General features: G+C 38.4%; 18 protein-coding genes and 1 pseudogene. 17 read left to right on the forward strand and 2 right to left on the reverse strand.

The genetic code is table 11. The features are described from left to right. Positions 1-139: 139 nt before the first annotated feature. On the forward strand, positions 140-1,006 hold the full coding sequence (locus MLE14_RS16295; RefSeq protein WP_243299475.1) for a DUF2268 domain-containing putative Zn-dependent protease: 867 nt from the start codon (positions 140-142) through the stop codon (positions 1,004-1,006). Positions 1,007-1,309: 303 nt separating this feature from the next. Continuing rightward, entirely contained in the window at positions 1,310-1,612 is a 303-nt protein-coding gene (locus MLE14_RS16300; RefSeq protein ID WP_243299476.1) for a hypothetical protein, read from the forward strand. A gap of 207 nt (positions 1,613-1,819) precedes the next feature. Here the strand turns inward: MLE14_RS16300 and MLE14_RS16305 are convergent, their stop codons facing one another. Then, a complete protein-coding gene (locus tag MLE14_RS16305; RefSeq protein ID WP_243299477.1) occupies positions 1,820-2,221 on the reverse strand; it encodes a cytosolic protein in 402 nt (133 codons plus the stop codon). A gap of 192 nt (positions 2,222-2,413) precedes the next feature. Between MLE14_RS16305 and MLE14_RS16310 the strand changes: the two genes are divergently transcribed. The 5 genes from MLE14_RS16310 (at position 2,414) to MLE14_RS16330 (ending at position 7,777) form a co-directional block, all read left to right on the forward strand. Continuing rightward, positions 2,414-2,923, forward strand: coding sequence for an RNA polymerase sigma factor (locus tag MLE14_RS16310; RefSeq protein WP_243299478.1), 510 nt, complete (start codon positions 2,414-2,416; stop codon positions 2,921-2,923). Beyond that, positions 2,920-4,065, forward strand: coding sequence for a hypothetical protein (locus tag MLE14_RS16315; protein ID WP_243299479.1), 1,146 nt, complete (start codon positions 2,920-2,922; stop codon positions 4,063-4,065). The genes MLE14_RS16310 and MLE14_RS16315 overlap by 4 nt, the downstream gene beginning before the upstream one ends. 486 nt (positions 4,066-4,551) lie before the next feature. Continuing rightward, positions 4,552-6,096 (forward strand): ABC-F family ATP-binding cassette domain-containing protein, encoded by a 1,545-nt coding sequence (locus MLE14_RS16320; protein WP_243299480.1) that lies wholly within the window; start codon positions 4,552-4,554, stop codon positions 6,094-6,096. A gap of 140 nt (positions 6,097-6,236) precedes the next feature. Next, positions 6,237-6,875: a DsbA family oxidoreductase gene (locus MLE14_RS16325; RefSeq protein WP_243299481.1), complete on the forward strand. Its 639-nt coding sequence runs from the start codon at positions 6,237-6,239 to the stop codon at positions 6,873-6,875. 179 nt (positions 6,876-7,054) lie between these two features. Continuing rightward, positions 7,055-7,777, forward strand: a complete 723-nt coding sequence (locus MLE14_RS16330; RefSeq protein ID WP_243299482.1) for a Crp/Fnr family transcriptional regulator — start codon at positions 7,055-7,057, stop codon at positions 7,775-7,777. Between the two features lie 43 nt (positions 7,778-7,820). Here MLE14_RS16330 and MLE14_RS16335 read toward each other — a convergent pair whose 3' ends face one another. Then, positions 7,821-8,087: a hypothetical protein gene (locus tag MLE14_RS16335; protein WP_243299483.1), complete on the reverse strand. Its 267-nt coding sequence runs from the start codon at positions 8,085-8,087 to the stop codon at positions 7,821-7,823. A 245-nt stretch (positions 8,088-8,332) separates the two neighbouring features. Here MLE14_RS16335 and MLE14_RS16340 point away from each other — a divergent pair, with 245 nt between their 5' ends. The 10 genes and pseudogenes from MLE14_RS16340 to MLE14_RS16385 all read left to right on the forward strand — a co-directional run bounded on the left by MLE14_RS16340 (position 8,333) and on the right by MLE14_RS16385 (position 21,299). After that, positions 8,333-8,500 carry a cytochrome c oxidase subunit 2A gene (locus tag MLE14_RS16340; RefSeq protein ID WP_313897770.1) on the forward strand — a complete coding sequence of 56 codons (168 nt, stop codon included), beginning with the start codon at positions 8,333-8,335 and terminating at the stop codon, positions 8,498-8,500. 21 nt (positions 8,501-8,521) lie between these two features. Further along, positions 8,522-8,989, forward strand: a complete 468-nt coding sequence (locus tag MLE14_RS16345) for a cytochrome c oxidase subunit II (RefSeq protein ID WP_243299484.1) — start codon at positions 8,522-8,524, stop codon at positions 8,987-8,989. Next, complete coding sequence (locus MLE14_RS16350; RefSeq protein WP_243299485.1) at positions 8,990-10,639, forward strand: b(o/a)3-type cytochrome-c oxidase subunit 1; 1,650 nt, start codon at positions 8,990-8,992, stop codon at positions 10,637-10,639. 37 nt (positions 10,640-10,676) lie between these two features. Next, a complete protein-coding gene (locus tag MLE14_RS16355) occupies positions 10,677-11,027 on the forward strand; it encodes a cytochrome C oxidase subunit II (RefSeq protein ID WP_243299486.1) in 351 nt (116 codons plus the stop codon). Positions 11,028-12,457: 1,430 nt separating this feature from the next. Then, positions 12,458-17,218, forward strand: coding sequence for a pullulanase X25 domain-containing protein (locus MLE14_RS16360; RefSeq protein ID WP_313897771.1), 4,761 nt, complete (start codon positions 12,458-12,460; stop codon positions 17,216-17,218). Between the two features lie 205 nt (positions 17,219-17,423). Further along, a complete protein-coding gene (locus tag MLE14_RS16365; protein WP_243299487.1) occupies positions 17,424-18,395 on the forward strand; it encodes a DMT family transporter in 972 nt (323 codons plus the stop codon). A gap of 224 nt (positions 18,396-18,619) precedes the next feature. After that, the gene (locus tag MLE14_RS16370) at positions 18,620-19,624 is read left to right on the forward strand and encodes a DUF3231 family protein (RefSeq protein ID WP_243299488.1); all 1,005 of its coding nucleotides are present in this window, start codon (positions 18,620-18,622) and stop codon (positions 19,622-19,624) included. A gap of 90 nt (positions 19,625-19,714) precedes the next feature. After that, positions 19,715-20,337 (forward strand): annotated as a pseudogene (gene cdaS / locus MLE14_RS16375) (sporulation-specific diadenylate cyclase CdaS). Between the two features lie 114 nt (positions 20,338-20,451). Next, positions 20,452-20,715: a hypothetical protein gene (locus MLE14_RS16380; RefSeq protein WP_243299489.1), complete on the forward strand. Its 264-nt coding sequence runs from the start codon at positions 20,452-20,454 to the stop codon at positions 20,713-20,715. Between the two features lie 245 nt (positions 20,716-20,960). Then, positions 20,961-21,299, forward strand: a complete 339-nt coding sequence (locus MLE14_RS16385) for a zinc ribbon domain-containing protein (protein WP_243299490.1) — start codon at positions 20,961-20,963, stop codon at positions 21,297-21,299. Positions 21,300-21,329: the final 30 nt, after the last annotated feature.

Below are 21,329 nucleotides of genomic sequence, written 5' to 3' on the forward strand. Positions count from 1 at the left end.
TAAAATGTAAATCAATTTGATACTAATATGATATCACTTTTGTAAAGATATGTAAACCGCAAATAAGAAATTTTTTAAAAATGAAACAATATTTTCCTGTCTTCGTATGAATACCATAATAAAAAGGGGGAGTTTGCTTATGGATCGTATAGAATTTGTCAATTTTATTCCAAAGTTTTTATCGTTTTATAATAAGGCAAGCAAGTCTGATGTAACTAAAGTTAAAAGATGGGAGCTGTGGGAGGAGCTATATGGGTTTGCGGCAGTTCCGCCTGGAGATCAGGGAAAGGAAACAGCAAGACAGCTGTTAAAAGAAGCATGGAATCGTTATCCAGAAATGATAGAAAAACTGAAGAGCTGGAGTCCAGACGAGGAAAAAATCAAATTTGTGTTAACGAAAGTGAAACAAGCACTCGACTATAATCAATCGATAGATTTGGTAATTCTTCATTTCGTAGGTGGATTTGAGGGTAATTGCTTCACAGCTCCTTATGATGAGCACCGAAAAGTAATCTGTATACCTATCGAGGTTGAAATTCCTGAGGTGATTCTTGCCCATGAGCTTACACATGTTGTTCATGGTATAAAGGCGAAACAGTCATCGGGCTGGGAAAGGACGATTGGCTCTCTTATTCTGGAAGAAGGAATTGCTACTCAAGCGAGTAAGCTTTTAGTTCCTGGATTACAGGATAAAGATTATATTGAACATAGGGCTGGTTGGTTTGAAAAATGTAACCAAAAAAGAAAAGATATTCTTACGGGAATTAAACCTTATTTATTTGAATCAAAATCAGAATTCCTTTATAAATTTACGTTTGAGAAAGGTACAACCGGAATCGAACGAGAAGGATACTATGCAGGCTGGGAACTTGTGGATTACGCTCTGAAGAAGGGGGCAACATTAGGGGCATTAGCTGAAATAGAAGAAGAAAACATTCCTGTGTACATAGAACAACTGTTACATGAATATTTGGAACAAGAAACAAGCGGTCCATCAAAGTTGTGATTATTTAAGTCCAGAAGTAAAAATGGTTAAAGGAAAGGAGTGATAAGCAACCCTGCTCAGGTTGCTTATAATTGGTCTTTTTGCTTTTTGGGTTTTGATTTGAATGAACGTTGTATGGCTTCCTTTGATAATTTATGTTTTGGGTCAATTCGAGTATTCCAGATACTATATTCAATTGAATTGTTTTCGTCTTGCATGTAATCACCTGTTTTTTATAAATGGTTTAAAATGCAGCTTAACTATAGGATGTCTTATCCTATGAGAAACATGTATCGATTTTAAGCGAGTTAAAGGGGGAGAAAATTGAAGATAATTGTGGGGGTTATCGTTTTAGTTCTAATTATGATCCTTAGTACTTTTCGATTGGAGACCAAAACCCTGGAACAATTCTACAAAGGTGACTTAAATGATGTAACTGAGATAAGGATTTTAGATGGCAATTCAGGATACAGTAAAACAGTTACGGATGAAAAATTAGTTAAAGCTTTCCTAAATAAGATAAAGGACATTAAATTTATACCAGTTGAAAATCAGGAGCAACGAAATGGATTCAATTATGCGATTTCCCTTTATGTGAATGATGAAGCCACATTTCATTTTCGTTAGGTAAAGTGAACGAAAATTACTATCACACACAACCAGAGATATTACCGATTGTCGATAGCTTTTATAACAGTTTAAAGTGAAAAAAGCTTCATTGACATTTAGAAGAACTAGCAAACAAATCGTCTTTAGCGCTCTGTTTTAGTTTTGTTTGAAGGATTATGTAAACGTTAAAATGCACTCCCATGAGAGTGCATTTTTTATCTATGATCACATCTCCAGTTGTCTGGCGTCATCTACTATATGGTGCAACAGGTGGGCTAAATGATGAATAGGACCATATTCCTCTTCTTCGTCATCAACTGCTTCTTCTTCCTGGAATTCAAGGTCGTTTAGATACAGAGCCAAGAATTCATAGAAGTCCTGCAGGTCAAAAGAAAAACAATAGGTTGGATCTTCGTTTTCTTCTTCATAAAGCAGGCATAAATAATGCAAATTTCCTTCTGCATCCTCTCCATCAAAAAAGACAAAAAAGCCGATATTCGTGTCTAATTCAAATAAATGCCGCGTCCCATTTTCTGTAACCTTATGAAAGTCTTCTTCATCCATAATTTTTACATTCATTGTTTCGACTGAATCTTCAGCATGAAAATTCACTGTAACCGACTTCATCGGATCACCTCCTAATTTATTTCCTCTATAGGATGTACCGGAAAAGTTGGAAGTAAACAATGGGTTTTAAATGAATCACTTTTATCTGTGCGAATGACTCATTTTTATAAAAATTATTCAAATGAAGTGTCATAACTGACAATACTTTACGTCTAAATAGATAGATACAAACAATGAGTGAGGGGTTTCACCATGTCAACAAAACAAACTATCTCAGAATGGTTTTATCAATATAGCAATGAGATTTATGACTACCTTGTGTATTACATGGGGAGTACCGATGTGGAAGATATGGTTCAGGAAGTGTTTATTAAAGCGATGAGGAGTCTGCATACTTTTAAAGGAGAGTCCTCACCCAAGACCTGGCTGATGAAGATTGCCCGTAATGTGGCGCTTGATGAGTACCGCAGAAAAAAGGCAAAAGGGTGGAGTAAGACGATCTCATTATCAAAAAGGTTTGAAGCAAATGATCCAAATACACCTGAAAAGATTTATGAAAATAACGAAACCAGACAGGATTTGTACAAAGCCATTCAGGACCTGCATGATAACTACAGAGAAGTGCTGCTTTTGCGAGGGATAAAAGAAATTGATACAAAAGAAACAGCAGCAATTTTAAATTGGAAGGAAGAAAAAGTTCGAACTACTTATCACCGAGCCCTTAAAGCACTTCGCAACACGCAAGGAGGTTATGAATTATGAGATTACAAAAGCCTTTACATGAGATTGAAAAAGAATTAAACAGATTTCCAAGTTTTAAGCTTAAAGAAGGAAAGCAAACTGAAATACATCAAATTTTAATGGAGGAGGCGACTAAATGGGAGATGAAAAATAAAAAAGGGAGATGGCTGAGGAGATTGGCTGTAGGCTTTTCAAGTGTAGCTGTCGTGGTTTTAGCTTTGTTCTTGGGATTTAGTTATTTTTTTGATAGTAATGAGGGAACCCGGCCTGCTGAAACTCCTGAGGTTCAGCCTAATCCACAAGAACCTACTAATCCGATAGAGTTTATCATTGACGCTGATTTTCACAAATTAGTAGCTCGTACTGATCAAGTAACAGGTGATGAAACCGTTTATACGTCTAAGGATTCAGACATCATTCATAAATTTGAAAAGACTATAGCTGCTATGCCTTACGAAAAAACAGAGGAAACCAGTTCTGTATTTAATACAAACTTTCAATTATATGATACCTCGAAAAAATTAATAGCTGAGATTATCTTTACAGGAGAGAATATTGTCAGCATAAACGGAGAGAGGTACAAAACAGATGAAGCAAAACTAAATGAGTTTAAAGAAATTTTCTTTACCGAGGACAATAAGGCAGATCCAGAAATTAATAATCCTGAATCAAGTGTACAGGAACTGGCCCGGGAAATTATTCAGGCGTTAGCAAAGAAAGACACAGCGATCCTTGCACAGCATGTTCATCCGGAAAAAGGATTATTGTTCTCACCTTACGTTTATATTCAAGACGATGCATTAGTATTTGAAGAAGAAGAGGTAGCCAATTTATTAGGTAATTCGGATACCTATTTGTGGGGAACGTTTGATGGCAGCGGGGAACCCATGGAAATGACGGCAGAACAATACTATAGTCGATTTGTATATGATCAGGATTATCTAAATGCTCACGAAATGAATATTGATTCCATCCAGCATCGAGGAAATTCGATTAATAATATTAAAGAAAAACTCCCTGATTCCACTGTAGTAGAATTTCACATTAAAGGAACAGAACAATATGGCGGAATGGATTGGAGAAGTTTGAATCTTGTTTTTGAACGGGATGCAAGTGGTGGATTGAAGTTAGTCGCAATTGTACATGATGAATGGACGATTTAATGAATAGTATTCAGAGAGGCGATTTGCGAGTTAAAATCTTTATTAAGATGGGAAAAGTTTCTTTACATTTACCTTTTTCTTCTTGTAAAATATAAGGGTAGATACTAATTTTTGACATTAGGGAGGAAATAAGGCTAATGAGTATGTCTGTTGTTTTTCAAATGGTTTTAGCTTAATGCGGGAGAAGTCTGCCCATTTTTAGCAAAACCAATCGTAAAACAACGGACAATTCAGGCCCTTTCCTCATTAAATATTCGTGTTTTGGCTGGTATATCGATTTTTAATCGGAATTATTTTATCCAGACAGGAATAGGTAGGGTGTGTTTGCCCTACCTATTTTTTTATTATTGGATTCCATTGCGCAATTTACGAATGATCTGACTTTTGGGAAATTTCTTGTAAGAATCAAATATAAGATGTAGGGCAGGGCACGTACTCCTTGTTTTACGATTGGCGGATTCACCAATGATAAGGAGTGACGAAATCATGAGTATTGTAAATGTAGAAAAAGTGACCCATTATTTTGGGGATAAATTAGTTTTTAAAGATATAGATTTTCGGCTACTGAATAAAGAGCGAGTTGGTTTAGTTGGCCCCAATGGCGCCGGAAAATCAACCTTATTGAAAATATTAACAGGTCATATTTTACCTGACCAGGGAATGGTTGAGTGGCAACCAAACATTCAAGTCGGTTATTTAGAGCAGCAGGTAGATTTGAAGGACGGCCAAAGTATTCGAGACTATCTCCGAAGTGCGTTTCAATTTTTATTTGATGCTGAACAGGAAATGCTGCTGCTTTCAAATAAAATGGGGGAATATGGTGAGGAAAAACTCGAAAATGCACTGAATCGCTTTGCTAAGCTGCAAGAACTATTAGAACAGCATGATTTTTATCAGGTTGATCCGAAAATTGAAGAAATATCTAATGGATTAGGAATTAGTGCACTTGGTTTAGAAACTGATGTCGGTCAGTTAAGCGGCGGCCAGCGAACAAAGCTTCTCTTGGCAAAGCTTTTATTAGAAGAGCCGGATGTTCTGCTTTTAGATGAGCCAACCAATTATCTGGACTATGAACATATTGAATGGCTAAAAGGTTATTTAAAAAACTATCCGAACTCGTTCATTCTTATTTCGCATGATACAGCCTTTATGAACGAAGTTGTAAATGTAATTTATCACCTAGAGCACAAAAATTTAACCCGATATATTGGCAACTATCAAAAATTCAAGGAAGCCTATGTATTTAGAAAGCAGCAAATTCACATTGCCTATAATCGCCAGCAGGCTGAGATTGAGAAACTCGAGACTTACATTAACAAAAATAAAGCGAGAGCTTCGACTTCTAAGCAGGCAAAAGCACGTGAGAAAAAATTGGCTAAGATCGAACGGATTGACAAACCGCTTACATTGCCAAAACCTAGATTTTCATTTCACGTTGCTGCACGTCCAGCCAGCTTAATTGTAGAGGTAGATCAGCTAGTAGTGGGCTATGAAGAACCTTTATTTTCACCATTCTCATTTACCTTAAAACGCGGGGAAAAGGTCGCGATTACCGGACATAATGGGATTGGAAAGTCGACTACGCTAAAGACATTAATGGGCGAGATCAAGCCTTTAGGCGGAAACATTAAATTCGGCCAATATGTAAAACCCGCATATTTTGCACAAGAGTGGAGTATTACATCGGAACAAACACCTATCGATTACATTTGGTCTTTACACGAGTCTATGACACAAAAAGAAGTCCGGCAGGCTTTAGCACGGGCTGGCCTGCGAACCGAGCACATCTTCCAGCCTCTAAAGTCTTTGAGCGGGGGAGAACAAACCAGGGTCAGAATATGCCAGCTTATTTTGGAGAAAAGCAATTGGCTTATCTTAGACGAACCCACAAACCACTTAGATGTTCAAGCGAAAGAATCCCTTTCGGAAGCACTTGAAAAGTATGAGGGAACCGTAGTTGTTGTTTCTCATGAACCCGACTTTTATAAAAACTGGGTAACGCAAGTGTGGAATATGGAACAATGGAGATAATAAGTTTCGCAGGCTCAGGTAGTATTGCTTAATGCTTAACCTGAGTCTGTTCCTTTTTTGATAAGTCAATTTTCTTTGCTTTAAATAAGCAATATTGATAAGATGTGGGAAATTAGATATAGAAGGAGCTTTGAATAAAAATGAAAATTGAAGTTTGGTCTGATTTTGCCTGTCCATTTTGTTATATAGGAAAACGACGATTAGAAGAAGCGCTTGAACAATTTCCGCATCGTGATCAGGTGGAAGTAGAATTTCGAAGTTTTGAACTCGATCCAGACGCGCCAAAAGATCAGAAAGACAGTTTACATGAGGTGTTGGCTAAGAAGTATAGAACTTCAATTGAGCAAGCGAAAGCAATGAATCAAAATGTCTCCGAAATGGCCCAAACAGTTGGATTAACCTATAACCTTGATATGGCTATTCCGACTAATACTTTTACAGCTCATCGTCTGGCGCAGTATGCCAAATCACAAGGTAAAGAAAAAGAAATGGTGGAACTCTTGTTCAAAGCATACTTTACAGAAGGAAAGCACTTGAGTGATCATGACACTCTAGTTCAGCTTGCTTCAGAAGCAGGTTTAGATGAACAAGGTGTTAAAGCCGTCTTAGAAGGCAATGATTTTTCAAATGAGGTCCATTCTAATGAAATGGAAGCCCAGCAGTTAGGTGTTACAGGAGTCCCCTTCTTTGTGATAAACCGCAAATACGGCATCTCGGGAGCCCAACCACTTGAAGTTTTTGTGGAAACCTTAGAAAAAGTATGGCAGGAAGAAGCATGATATTGAAATTCGGGTCGTGCCTGGCACCATCCGAATTTTCTTGTTTTATGGAGAAGTATAATTTGAAACAAAAGAACCGTCCCTCTGTTTCATGATTCTATAATTTGTCAAATATGCCACAAAAACCTTTCTTCAAAAAACTATATAATGAGGTTAGAAGAAGAGATGGAGGGGTTCATATGCTGGAGAACCGCTGTATCAATAATGATCATTTAATTTATAATTCTTTTTTATTTTCGCAGGAAAACATGGATCGTTTGAAGGATCTAATGATAGATGAGGAGCTTGCCAAAGATTCCTATCTTTTTAATGAAGGCGACAAATCAGATTCTCTTTATTTTATTAAAGATGGGGCCGTTAAGTTAACAAGAGTGACTGATGATGGGAAGGACTTAACTCTTTATTATTATCAGACTGGAGACATATTTGGTGATTTCGGGGATACACCGACTTTATATCAAACATATAGTGCGATAGCTACATGTGATTGTAAAATTGGAGTCTTGAATAGAAGGGATTTAGAAATAGCGATATGGCAAAATAGTGATTTAGGTATTGATTTCATTAATTGGGTTAGCCACATGAATCGGTTTACGCAGCTGAAGCTGCGAGATTTAATGTTTTTTGGAAAATTAGGTGCGTTAGCTTCGACTCTAATTCGGATTGCAAATACGTTTGGACAGGAAAAAGAAAATGCAATCTATATCTACGAAAAATTTACAAATCACGAACTGGCCAGTATGATTGGTGCTACGCGTGAAACGGTGAATCGAATGCTTAGTCAGCTGAAAAAAGACGATATTATCCACTATGAAAATGGCAAACTTGTAATTTTAGATATTGGATATCTGCGGCAGATTTGTCACTGTGAGGGATGTCCGAGACATATATGCCGATTATAAGAGACTGTTATCAAAAAGACCTGGTTCTACTAGGTTCTTTTTTTTAGTTTGAATTGAGAAAAAGGTAAGCGATTAAATAAAAGAGTACCAAAGAAATGATAGATCTGACCCAAATTACTCTTTTGCCAACACCTGCTTTTGTTTCTAGATAATTCATATAAAACATAGTAAATAAGAAGCCCATAATAGTAAAACTGACCCCTTCCCAGTCATTTAAAATTAATAATTTCAAGGCGCATAATAGTACAAAGACTGGTCCAGTGACACCGAAAACGAATATAGCGTAAAGACCTTTTTTAACGTCAATCAAATAAATTCCCCCTTTTTAAATAATAGACTTCTATTGATCCGATAGAGTTTCATTTCCATTCCAACCATAACGTACATTTTTCCAAAAAAATCTTACAAACTTTAAATTCATCCTATCTGAAAACCCCAACCGTAAGTTCATTAATCTGACACAGATTACTTAGAAAGTGTGACATTTATCACAGATGTGATGTTCCTCACATTTTAGAATGAATTTGTAGCAATAACCGAAAGGAGGAAGGTGAAGTGAGTACCAGCATTAAACAAATGAAGACTCCTTCTACGTTTGAAACTAAACAAAATGCTGAAAAAGAAAAAAATCTGAAGGGAACGTTTATCTCAGTTCTCCTTGTAGGAGGTTTCATCGTTCTATCGTGGGCTGGAGTCTATTTACTTTTTATGAATCGTTTATGACAGAAGGTTGGGGGTGAGGAGATGCATTTATATAAATATGAAAAAATTTGGCTCCTGCTTGGCGGGGGAACACTCATTATTTTCTTGATGCTGGTAGGTATTCAAACTTTTGCGATGGGGATGGCACCGCCAAGTCATCAGGAAACGATTGACCCGAATAAGGTCGATCAAACCGCACCTTTTAATAAGCCAGGCTTAAAGCAGATAGGCGAAAATGAATATGAATTGGTGATGGTTGCGCAGGCGTTTGCCTACTCTCCCGGAAATATTGAGATTCCTAAGGGAGCCACGGTTCATTTCCTTGTTACAAGCAAGGACGTAGTTCATGGGTTTCAAATTGCCGGGACGAATGTCAATATGATGATCACACCTGGTCATATTAGCAGAATAACTCATACATTCAGTGAAACAGGCAGCTTTTTAGTTCTTTGTAATGAATACTGTGGTGTCGGGCACCAGGCCATGGGCACGACCATCGAGGTGATGTAAATGAATAATTCTATAACTCTCGTCGACCGGGTAGATGCAAAATTAAGTATGTCCCATATATGGGTCGCTTTTACCGCTTTATTCCTGGGAGCTATTGCAGGCTTGCTTCAAACGTTAGTTCGAAGCGGAACCGTCACTTTACCTGCAGGAATCGGGTATTATCAATTGCTAACAGCCCATGGAGTATTGCTTGGTCTTGTTTTTACGACATTTTTTATCATTGGTTTTCTTTTTGCGGCGATGAGCCGTACTACTGGCATTATGAACAATGCTGTTAGGAAATTGGGCTGGCTTGGATTTATCCTGATGACTGCAGGAACTGTATTAACAGTGATTATGATTTTGCTAAATAAGGCAACAGTTTTGTATACGTTCTACGCACCGCTTCAAGCTTCACCTTGGTTTTATATTGGCCTGACTTTACTAGTTGTAGGGAGTTGGATTAGCGGGTTCGGAATCTTTCGGCAGTATTACCTTTGGAAAAAAACAAACAAAGGAAAACTTTCACCATTGTTAGCTTTTATGGCAGTCGTAACGATGTTGCTTTGGCTCATTTCTACATTAGGAGTTGCTGCAGCCGTTCTCGTTCAATTTATTCCTTGGTCCTTTGGATGGGTAGATACGATTAATATATTATTAAGTCGGACTCTATTTTGGTATTTCGGTCACCCACTCGTTTATTTCTGGCTGCTTCCAGCGTACATGTGCTGGTATGTGGTGATTCCAAAGATTATAGGAGGCAAAGTATTCAGTGACTCTCTTGCAAGATTAGCATTTATTTTATTTTTACTCTTTTCAATTCCCGTTGGGTTCCATCATCAGCTTTTAGAACCAGGCGTTTCAGCTGGATGGAAATTTTTGCAGGTGGTCTTAACCTTTATGGTTATTATTCCATCCCTAATGACAGCTTTCTCTTTATTTGCAACGTTTGAGCTAGCTGGTCGTGAAAAAGGAGCCAAAGGGTTATTCGGATGGTTTAAAAAACTGCCATGGAAAGATGTTCGCTTCTTTGCGCCAATGGTTGGGATGCTCATCTTTATTCCAGCAGGTGCTGGCGGGATTATTAATGCAAGCAACCAATTAAACCAAGTCGTTCATAATACCCTATGGGTAACAGGACATTTTCATTTGACAGTGGCGACTTCAGTAGCACTAACCTTTTTTGGAATTTCATACTGGCTAGTGCCGCATTTAACCGGCCGTATATTAACAGCAAAATTGAACAGGCTTGGAATTACGCAAACGATTCTGTGGGCAGTCGGAATGTTTTTTATGTCAGGATCAATGCATACAGTGGGATTATTTGGCGCTCCGAGAAGAACAGCCTATACAACGTACAATGATCACCCAGATGCCCTTGGATGGATTCCTTATCAAACTGCAATGGCTATCGGGGGAACGATCCTATTCATCGCGATTCTTTTATTAATCTACATCTTTATTAGACTAGTATTCTTTGCACCAAAAGGCGCAGAAGAATTTCCTGTTGGAGAGGTAGCTGATGCTTCAGAGGCTACTCCTAAAATTTTTGAGAATTGGAAGGTTTGGATTGGGATTACGGTAGGTTTGATTTTAGTGGCTTATACCATTCCAGTAATAGACATGATTCAGCATGCACCTCCAGGATCACCTGGATTTAAGCTATGGTAATAACAATAAAATGATGAATTCTTTGGGGGAATTTTCAATGAAAAAAACATTTTTTGTAATTATGGTTCTTTTGGTAATGCTTATAGGAACAGCATGTGGAGGAGCGGGGGATGCCGATGAGGGATCAACGGGCGGAAATACCGTCACCATTGAGGCATCTAACTGGCAATTCGATAAAACTGAGTATACCGTACCAGCTGGGGATGTGACCGTTAATCTTAAAAATGCGGATGGTTTCCACGGCATTACCATTGAAGGAACAGAGATCAGCATTGAAGGTGACGGAAAAGCAACAGCCAATCTTAAAGCCGGAGAATACACTATCCGCTGCAGTGTCATATGCGGAGAAGGACACGCAGAAATGGTTGCCAAACTTATTGTCGAATAAAACTGGGGGCGTGCATGTCACGTCCCTTTTTTTATTGTTTAGGAAATTATAAAATTCTCGACTTGTGGATAATTGTTCCTATTTTTTTGTTATTAGGTATAAGTAATAGAATAGGCCCGTGATTCGGACACGAAGGCTGGAAAATTCGAAAAGCTGTCAGAATAGGCCCATGATTCGGACACAGATGGATGGAAATTCCGCAAAGCTGTCACAATAAGCCCGAGATTCGGACACAGATGGCTGGACATTCCGCAAAGCTGTCAGAATAAGCCCATGATTCGTACACAGATGGATGGAAATTCCGCAAAGCAGTCAGAATAGGCCCATGATTCGGACACAGATGGATGGAAATTCCGGAAAGCTGTCCGAAAAGGTCTGTGATTCGGACACAGATGGCTGGAAATTCTCCAAAGCTGTCAGAATAGGCCCGTGATTCGGACACAGATGGCTGGAAATTCAGGAAAGCTGTCAGAATAAGCCCGAGATTCGGACACAGATGGCTGGACATTCCGCAAAGCTGTCACAATAAGCCCGAGATTCGGACACAGATGGCTGGAAATTTGGAAAAGCTGTCAGAATAAGCCCATGATTCGGACACAGATGGCTGGAAATTCCGGAAAGCAGTCAGAATAGGTCCGTGATTCGGACACGCATAGCCGAGAATTCCGCAAAGCTGTCAGAATAAGCCCGTGATTTGGACACGAATAGCCGGAAATTCCGCAAAGCTGTCAGAATAGGTCCGTGATTCAGAAACGCATAGCCGAGAATTCCGCAAAGCTGTCAGAATAAGCCCGTGATTCTGTCACAGATGGCTGGAAATTCAGGAAAGCTGTCAGAATAAGCCCGTGATTCGGACACGAATGGCTGGAAATTCCGCAAAGCTGTCAGAATAGGCCCGAGATTCGGACACGAATGGCTGGAAATTCCGCAAAGCTGTCAGAATAGGCCCGTGATTTGGACACGAATAACCGGAAATTCCGCAAAGCTGTCAGAATAGGTCTGTGATTCGGACACAGATGGCTGGAAATTCTCCAAAGCTGTCAGAATAGGCCCGAGATTCGGACATGCATAGCTGAGAATTCCGCAAAGCTGTCAGAATAACTTCCAATCATCTTGAGTTAAGTGAATGTCTAATGTTTTTAGGTTATGTAGGATTTGTTCTTTCATTACTCATGTTTCTCACGTGATATGGCGAATATAGGAAAATGGTAGTATTATTTGTCGAAGCTATTGATAGAGTTTAAATCTTGGTGTAAAAATAAAGTAAATATGAAAGCGTTTGCATTAATTGTTAGGAAACAAATTTTTGGCAAGGAGGGATATAAGGTAAAAGGAGTTTTATTTTCTTATAAAGATTTGTGCAAACGGTTTCGCAAAGCTGTTTTTATACGAATCTATTATGTCATGGACAGAGCAAAGGGGGAAATTGTTTGAAAAGGAATAAATTTAAACTAGTTTCAATATGTATGATTTTTGCCATGATTCTTCAATCTTTTAGCGGAATAATTCCAATTTCACATGCAGAACAGCGAGTTGTTACATTAGTAGGAAATCTGCAAGATGAACTTGGTGCAAGCGAAGAATGGAACCCGTCTGCACCTGAAACGATTATGACTCCAATAGGAAATGGATTCTATCAATTTTCGGGTGAATTGCCTGCTGGTACTTATGAATATAAAATTGCGATTAACGGAAGCTGGGAAGAAAATTATGGATACGGGGGAAGAAACGGAGAAAACCTTACATTCACTCTGCAAGAACCGACAAATATAACTTTCCACTTCCATGATGGAACAAAAGCAATTGCCGACTCAACCTGGTATCAAGCAATCCCGCAAGAGAAACAGCCTCGTATTGCAGGAACGATTCAACCTGCAATTGGTGCAGGAAATGAATGGAGTCCTGGCACATCAACCGCCATTCTGCTGGATGACAATTTTGACAATATTTATACTTACAAAACTACCGTTCCTCAAGGAAACTATGAATATAAAATTGTCCTTGGAAGTAATTGGGGACAAGAATATCCAAACACCAATGCCACATTACATGTATTAGCAGAATCCGAAATTACCTTCTTTTACAACAACAATACCAAAGAAGTCTATACCGACTATAGCCCAGAAGGATCGGATAATAACGTCCATTGGGATAATCTTTTTCACGATACCTGGGATGAAACGTATCGCTCACCGTTTGGAGCCGTTTCAACGAATACACCAGTTACTCTACGTCTTGCTTCCAAAGAAGGGGATTTGACAGGTGCTGATCTTTTCATAAGAAATCAAAACACCGGAACTTCTAAGGTTGTTTCAATGACTAAAGCAGGAACAGCCAACGGAAAAGACTACTGGGAAGCTATTTTTACCCCGACGCAAAAAGGAGTTTACGGCTATAAATTTATTGCTGAAGACCAAACAGCACGTGCTGAGTATGGCGAAGACACAAAAGAAGGCCACATTGGTAAAACTGTAGCTGCTAATGCCGATCTTTTCCAGTTAACCGTATTTGATCCATCCTTTAAAACTCCGGATTGGATGAAAGAGGCCGTTGTCTATCAAATTTTTCCTGACCGATTCTTCAATGGGAATCAGGAAAACGATACGGCCAAAACAAATGCTAGAGGTTCTGAGCCAATTGAACATCAGGAGTGGAATGAGCTCCCAGATAATCCGGATTTAAGCGGCAGTGCCGATTATGATGGGGATGGAATTTGGAGTAATGACTTTTTTGGAGGAGATATTGCAGGAATCCAGCAAAAATTAGACTATCTTCAATCTCTCGGTGTTAATACTTTGTATCTCAATCCAATTGCCAGTGCAGCCTCCAACCATAAATATGATGCCTCCGATTGGAAAACAATCGATCCAATGTTTGGAACGCCTGAAGAGTTTTATGCTTTCACAAACGAATTGTCTAAAAGAGGCATGCATTTAATTTTGGATGGGGTCTTTAATCACTCTGGGGATGACTCGATTTACTTTGACCGTTACGGAAAATATAAAACAGTTGGGGCCTATGAATATTGGTCACGTATTTACGATTTAATGAACGAACAAGGGCTACCCGAAGAAGAAGCAAAGGTTGAGGCACGCAATCAGCTAGAGGCAGAGGGACAAGTGTTTGATGATGTGCTTGGGTATCACAATTGGTTTAATATCAGGAATGAAAAAGTCGATAAGGGTTTACTGACAGAACGATATGCATACCAGGCATGGTGGGGATTTGATTCTCTTCCTGAAATAAAAAGTATCCCTGGTTCAGCCGTAAACTACGATAGTGAACTAAATAATGGACAGTTTGCCGATTACATTATGTATGCTGAGGATTCTGTGGCTAAATCATGGATTAAAAAAGGCGGTTCCGGCTGGAGATTAGACGTGGCAAACGAGGTTGATATGGAATTTTGGCGGGAGTTTCGCAAGCAACTAAAGTCTTCAGAATTTTCCGGAACGGGTGCAACTTTACAGGAAGGTGAAGAACCGCTAATTCTCGGTGAAATCTGGGATGATGCTTCTAAATATTTCTTAGGGGATCAATATGACTCCGTTATGAACTACCGTTTCCGAGGTGCCATTTTAGATTTCCTGACAAATGGCAATGCAGAAAATGCTGCAGCTCAGCTAACAGCCGTTCAGGAAGATTACCCTGCTGAGGCCTACTATGCACTAATGAATTTAATGGGATCCCATGATACGGCCCGTGCAGTTTTTCTGCTAGGAGGCGGTTCAGATGCAACCACGATTGCTGAACAGGAACCAAACTATAATCATCAACTCGGTGTACAACGCTTAAAATTAGCTTCTATTATCCAAATGGGCTACCCTGGTGCACCAACCATCTATTATGGTGACGAAGCGGGAGTAACTGGTTCTCACGACCCCGATGACCGCAGGACTTATCCATGGGGAAATGAAGATCAGGATTTAATCAATCATTACCGAACGATTGGTGAAGTACGGACCAAACACAGTGATCTATTTGCACATGGAGACATGAAAACGATCTATGCAAATGGAGATGTTTTAGCATTTGCACGTATCACAAGTGATAAGTTTGGAATCATTGCTATTAATAGAAGTTCTTCTGAAAAAACGATAGAAATTGATGTTAAAGAATTGTTGAAAAATGGGATATCACTAACTGACCAGATAGATCTTTCGTCTACAGTGACTTCGGAAAACGGAAAAGTTACGCTTGTACTTCCTGCCATGTCAGGCCGAATGCTTGTCAGCCAAGCAGGACAGGATCTTGCTTTCCCAGAAAAGGTTTCTCACCTCTCAGCCGAAGCAGGGCAAGGTCAGGTGACTTTATCTTGGACCGGCGGAACAGGCTCGTATAAAATCTACCAATCAACTTTAAAAGGGGCTCTTTATGAAGAGGTTGGGACTACAACTGATAGAACCTTTACGGTCAGTGGTTTAACCAATGGGCAATCCTACTACTTTGCAGTTGTTTCAGTCGACGAAGAAGGCAATGAATCGGAAAAAACAGAAACCACTTCAGCTATGGTCCCACATTATGAATGGATTGACACGAAATATTGGATTGGCGGTTTAACTGAAATAGCAGACCAGATACTTGATTTATCAGTTTCACACACGATTCGGGCAGAGGTTTGGATCGAAGGAGCAACCGAAAGCGGGTATGCTGAAGGACTAACCGGTAAACTTGAAGTGAAAAAAGAAGGTGATCCTGAATGGACATCTTATCGGGCATCTTACACTGGCCAATCAGGAAATAATAATATTTTTCAATCATCATTCCGTCCTTTAGAATCGGGGACGTACACCTATCGATTCGCTTTTACAACGGATCAAGGCGCTACCTGGAAATATACAAATGAAGTGAAGATACAATTTGCCCCGAATCCGGAAGATTCAATTCCTCCGGCAGAAAAAGTTACATTAGCGCAGCCGTTGGTTGAATCTGGTCAAGTCAATCTGACATGGAGCGTCATCAATCCAGTTGAGGCTGACGCCTATCTGATTGCTATAGAGCGTGATGGAGAACTTTTAATGATATTAAATGATACTGAAGCAACTGGTTTTATCGACCGGAATGTTGAAAACGGCACGACCTATACGTATAAAGTGACATACTATGACCGCTTCGGAAACAAGGTAAGTTCTAATCCTATTACAATTACCCCGGATATTGTCATGGTTGAAGTCACCTTTGTTGTTCATGCGCCAGCATACACACCACTGGATACTAAAATAACCATTCCAAGCAGTGAGAATGGCTGGAATACAGGGGCGTGGGAAATGTCACGGAACGGTGCTGTGACAACAGACTGGACCTTTACAAAAGAATTCCCAGAAGGAACCGAGATCACATATAAATATGTAAAGAATGGATCTTGGGAAGGGGAAGGACTTCCAGATCATACTCCAAATGACAAAACAGATGACGATACTAGTTATTATGGGTATGGAGCGATTGGAACGGATTTGAAAATTACAGTTACTAATCAAGGAAACAATAAAATGATCGTCAATGATGAAATTTTCCGCTGGATTGATCAGCCTGTTGTGATAACTACACCTGAAAATAAAGCAACTGTTGATACAGATGCTTTAACAGTAAAAGGGAATGCCATCAAAGGCGGAATATTGATGATCAATGGAGAACAAGTAACGGTCCGGGAAGATATGAGTTTTGCACATGTTGTGAAGCTGCAAGAAGGTGAAAATACGATTGTAGTTTCGATTGAACCATCAGACGAAGTGAAGCAAACTATTTTTAACAATAACAGTGAAGCTATTGCCAAAAGTACAAAGCAATATTCTTTCACTGTTAACTACGATGCAAAATCATTGATTACACTAGATAAAAAAGCTTTAAACATAAGTGAAAAGCAATCAAAGGATGGGCAAAAAACCTATTCAATTCATTTGAAGAATGGGCTCGTTAAAGCATCAATTGAGGGAGCCGAAGAAATAGATTGGCTCATCTTCCCAGTTGGTACTGCAAATAAGGAAGAACTAGTAGAACTAAACATCCATCAAGAAATTTTACAAATGCTCAAAGAGAAAAATGAAGAAGCCATTCTTCGCATTCAGCTAGCAGAACAATATGTCGACTTCGGTGTAAATGAATTTCAGCTTGGTAATCGGAAAAACAATGAAACTCTCATTTTGACGAAAGAAAATGTAACGATCATTGTAAAGGGGAATATAGAAGATTAGAATAGAGGCGTGCCATGCACGCCTCTAATTTGTATGAGTTATAAAAAAGGGTTTACAGACTTTCCAACATTTTGATAATTTAGAAAAGAAGAGCTGATGGATTCATTATCTCACAATAGTTATTAAACTCATTCATCTTTTTAAAGTTATGTGAAAAAATTAACATGTGTTAGGGTGAATAACACATAAATTGAGGTGACTTCACGTGCGCCCTATTTTAATTGGTATTTTGGCATCCTTCTTTTTCGCGTTCACTTTTGTGCTGAATGCTTCAATGGAGGTTTCGGGTGGCAGCTGGATTTGGAGCGCATCCCTTAGATATATTTTTATGATTCCATTTCTCCTATGTATTGTGATAGCCAGGAGAAATTTAAAATCGCTCTTCCTTGAAATGAGAAAAAAGCCAGGAACTTGGATGCTATGGAGCTTTGTAGGGTTTGGTCTTTTTTATGCACCATTATGTTTTGCAGCAGCCTATTCACCTGGGTGGTTAATTGCAGGGACATGGCAAATTACCATTGTATCCGGGATTTTATTATCCTCTTTGTTTTTTGAAACAATTGATACCAAAAACGGTCCAATTCAAGTAAGAGGTAAAATTCCTTTTAAAGGTCTTCTGATGTCAATGATTATTCTGTTAGGAATCCTGCTGATGCAATTTGAACATGCTGAAAAGCTGACGATAAATTCGTTTTTACTCGGCTTTATCCCTGTTCTAGTTGCATCGTTTGCCTATCCATTAGGAAACCGAAAAATGATGGAAGTATGTGAAGGCCGTTTAGATGCGTATCAGCGGGTGCTTGGTATGACACTAGCAAGTCTTCCGCTCTGGTTTTTTCTATCTGTATATGGGCTTTTTACAGTTGGACCGCCTAGTACAGGACAGGGATTTCAATCATTGATAGTTGCTATATGTTCTGGAGTAGTAGCTACTGTTTTGTTTTTTAAAGCCACTGATTTAGTTAGGGGTAATATGCAAAAATTAGCTGCAGTTGAAGCAACCCAATCGATGGAAGTCCTGTTTGCATTAGTTGGGGAAATTATCGTTTTATCCATTGCCTTGCCAACAACCCTATCATGGCTTGGTATCTTTACAGTAATTATCGGAATTATTCTCCATAGTTATGTGTCAAACCAAAAACAAGACTTAAAAGAACAATCTTCAATGGGTGTTTGAGAATTAAACATGCATGGCTATGATGCGGATTTGTATCGTTTTTTTCTTCCTTTATGCTATGCCTTGCTGGTTAACCGAACAGATAACGAATTAGCAGTTATGAAATTGCTTTACAAGAAAGCCTTCTAAGAGGCTTTTTTTGTTTCTGCAAAAACGTATTTCTTAATAAATTGGGCAAGCAAGGGGAACCTAACAGTAAATCTTTACGAATAGCGAGGTCTGCAATGGAAAGGAATAATAATATTAAGTTAACATCTGCCGAAATTTCAGCCTTATTCCAAAATTACTTAAACGATACAATGTCTATTTGTGTTTTTCAATATATGAAAGAAATTATCCAAGATCAAGAAATCAAAAAAGTAATTGAACATGCCTTAGATGTATCGCATCAGCATGTTGAAATAATAAGGAGTATTTTTAAAGCAGAATCACTTCCCATTCCATTGGGTTTTACTGAACAGGATGTAAACCTTAATGCTGAACGTTTATTTTCGGATACCTTTTGCTTATATTATCTGAAAAACATGACAAAGGGCGGTTTATCCAATTATGGATTGATTCTCCCGCAAATTTTCAGGGAGGATATCCTTGCCTTTTACAACAAATCCCTCACTTCTACAATGGAAATAAATAAGGTGTCTACTGAACTTTTATTAGAAAAGGGCTTAGCCGTAAGGCCGCCTTATATTCCTTATCCGCAGCAAATTGAATTTGTTCGCAAGCAATCTTTTTTAAAGGGCTTTTTAGGTGAAAAGCGACCGCTTACCGGCATCGAAATTACCCAACTCTATTCAAATATACAAACAAATATGTTAGGCGAATCTTTAGCTATTGCATTTTCTCAAGTTACTGAAAATAAAAATGTCAGAAACTATTTTTTAAGAGGAAAGGAAATTGCAGAGAAACATATTGGAATCTTTTCTTCATTTTTACGAGAAGAAAATTTGCCTGTTCCGATGACTTGGGATCATGAAATTACCGTTAGGCAGGCAGCTCCATTTTCAGATAAATTGATGATGTATCATTTCGGACTTATGAATTACTCAGGAATCGGGAATTATGGAGTGGCGATCTCATCTTGCCAGCGCAGGGATTTAGTTGCTAGTTTCTCAGGATTAACGGCAGAAATAATGAAGTATGCAGAAGACGGATTAAATATTTTAATCGATGAAGAATGGTTAGAACAGCCTCCATTAGCTGCAGATCGGGATGATTTGGCTATGAATTAGATTGACTGATTCTGCAGGTAAAGATGGAATAAAATGAAATGATATAAAATGTACATTCACTTGACACGGTTAAAATAGGGGGACTTAAGTGTGTTTCAGCCAACATGTGATTTTTCTTCTTTAAAACAGGACATTATCAAACGTCTTGAAACGATTTCTTCTGAAATAGATGAGGGATTAAGAACCTTGCAGAATGATAATGAATGTGTTTAGGAAAATTAGAAGATCTTAAAGAACAGTTTGAACAAATCGAAACAGTAGCAGCCTCCTTTTATTTAAATTGTTATTTGTCCCCATTTACAGAAAAATACTTAGATTTATCGACATGTGTACAAAACCTTTCGCATCAAAAGCATGGCGGCTTGATTGTGATTGAAAGAAGAATTCGCCTAGATTCTATAATCCGCCAAGGAACCCCAGTTGGAGCAACTCTAACTTCTTCTCTCTTAGAATCCATCTTTTATCCGGGTAATCCTCTTCATGATGGAGCCGTACTGGTTCGCGGTAATGAAATTGTTTCTGCAGCCAATGTTCTTCCCTTATCAGAACGAATTGTATTCGGAAAAAAACTAGGAACGCGTCATCGGGCTGCCTTAGGAATTAGCGAAAAAAGCGATGCATTAGCTTTGGTTGTATCTGAAGAAACAGGGAGAGTTTCCTTTGCGATGGGAGGGAACCTTTACCGAATAGCAACGGCCAGTTCATCCGTATAACAGTGTGTAGATGGAATGGGGTGATACCTTTTAAAAAATTTGAATAAAGGCATATTACAGATTAGCCATATTCTAAGAAATCATTAAAATTTTTACATCCTAGAGGTGATCCAAATGATTCTCAAAGGGAACCTAATTTCTGGTGAATTTGATGAAGAAATGAATGAATTCTCGCTCCAAGAAGTGAAGCATTTGACAATAGAATCTACTATAAAAGAAAAGCAATTACAGATGCTATATCAGTATCTGATAAAGCATCAGGATGATTTAGATGGACAGGTAATCGTTCTTAATGATCAGATCCCGCTAAGATTAAGTCAGGAAGAAATTCGATTGTTTTTAAATGATTTAGAAATGGTTCAATCACACTATCATTAACATTATAAATAATTTCATTATTAAGCGATTCTTGCAATTGAAGAATCGCTTTTTTCATGAAATCCTGGAACTTTTTTTGTTATGAAACGTCTAAATGTAAGGGGGAGTGAATATAAAACGAATCATTCTGCTTTTTGCAGGCATAATGGCTGGGTGTCACAAGCAGTTCTAATCTAAACTCTCCATAGATTCATCATTATATTTTTCGCACTATTATTATTCTTAAAAAAATAAGGAGAGATAAGATGAAAAAATTTGGTCCCCTTATTTTAATTATCGGTTTAGCTGGTTTTGTTATTTTTTTAATTGATTTCGCGTCATCAGATTTTTTTGAAGAACCTAAATATTTTTGGGTCGGTTTTGCGTCAATGCCTGTTATCTTTATAGGAGCCGTCTTGAGCATGCCTGCTATAAAGCAAAAATATCTGAAACAAAATGAAGAGATCTTGCGCGAACAAATGAAAATAATGGGTGAGGCATTCAGAGAAGGATTCTATGAAGATAACAAAAAATTTTGTTCGAATTGTGGAGATTTGATTGAAAAACAAGCAAAATTTTGTTCTATTTGTGGGAATCCCCAGTAAAGTTCTACTTTTCCTGATAGATACACAATA

The sequence above is a fragment of the Bacillus litorisediminis genome, from assembly GCF_022808645.1.
Classification (GTDB): domain Bacteria; phylum Bacillota; class Bacilli; order Bacillales; family JC228; genus Bacillus_BF; species Bacillus_BF litorisediminis.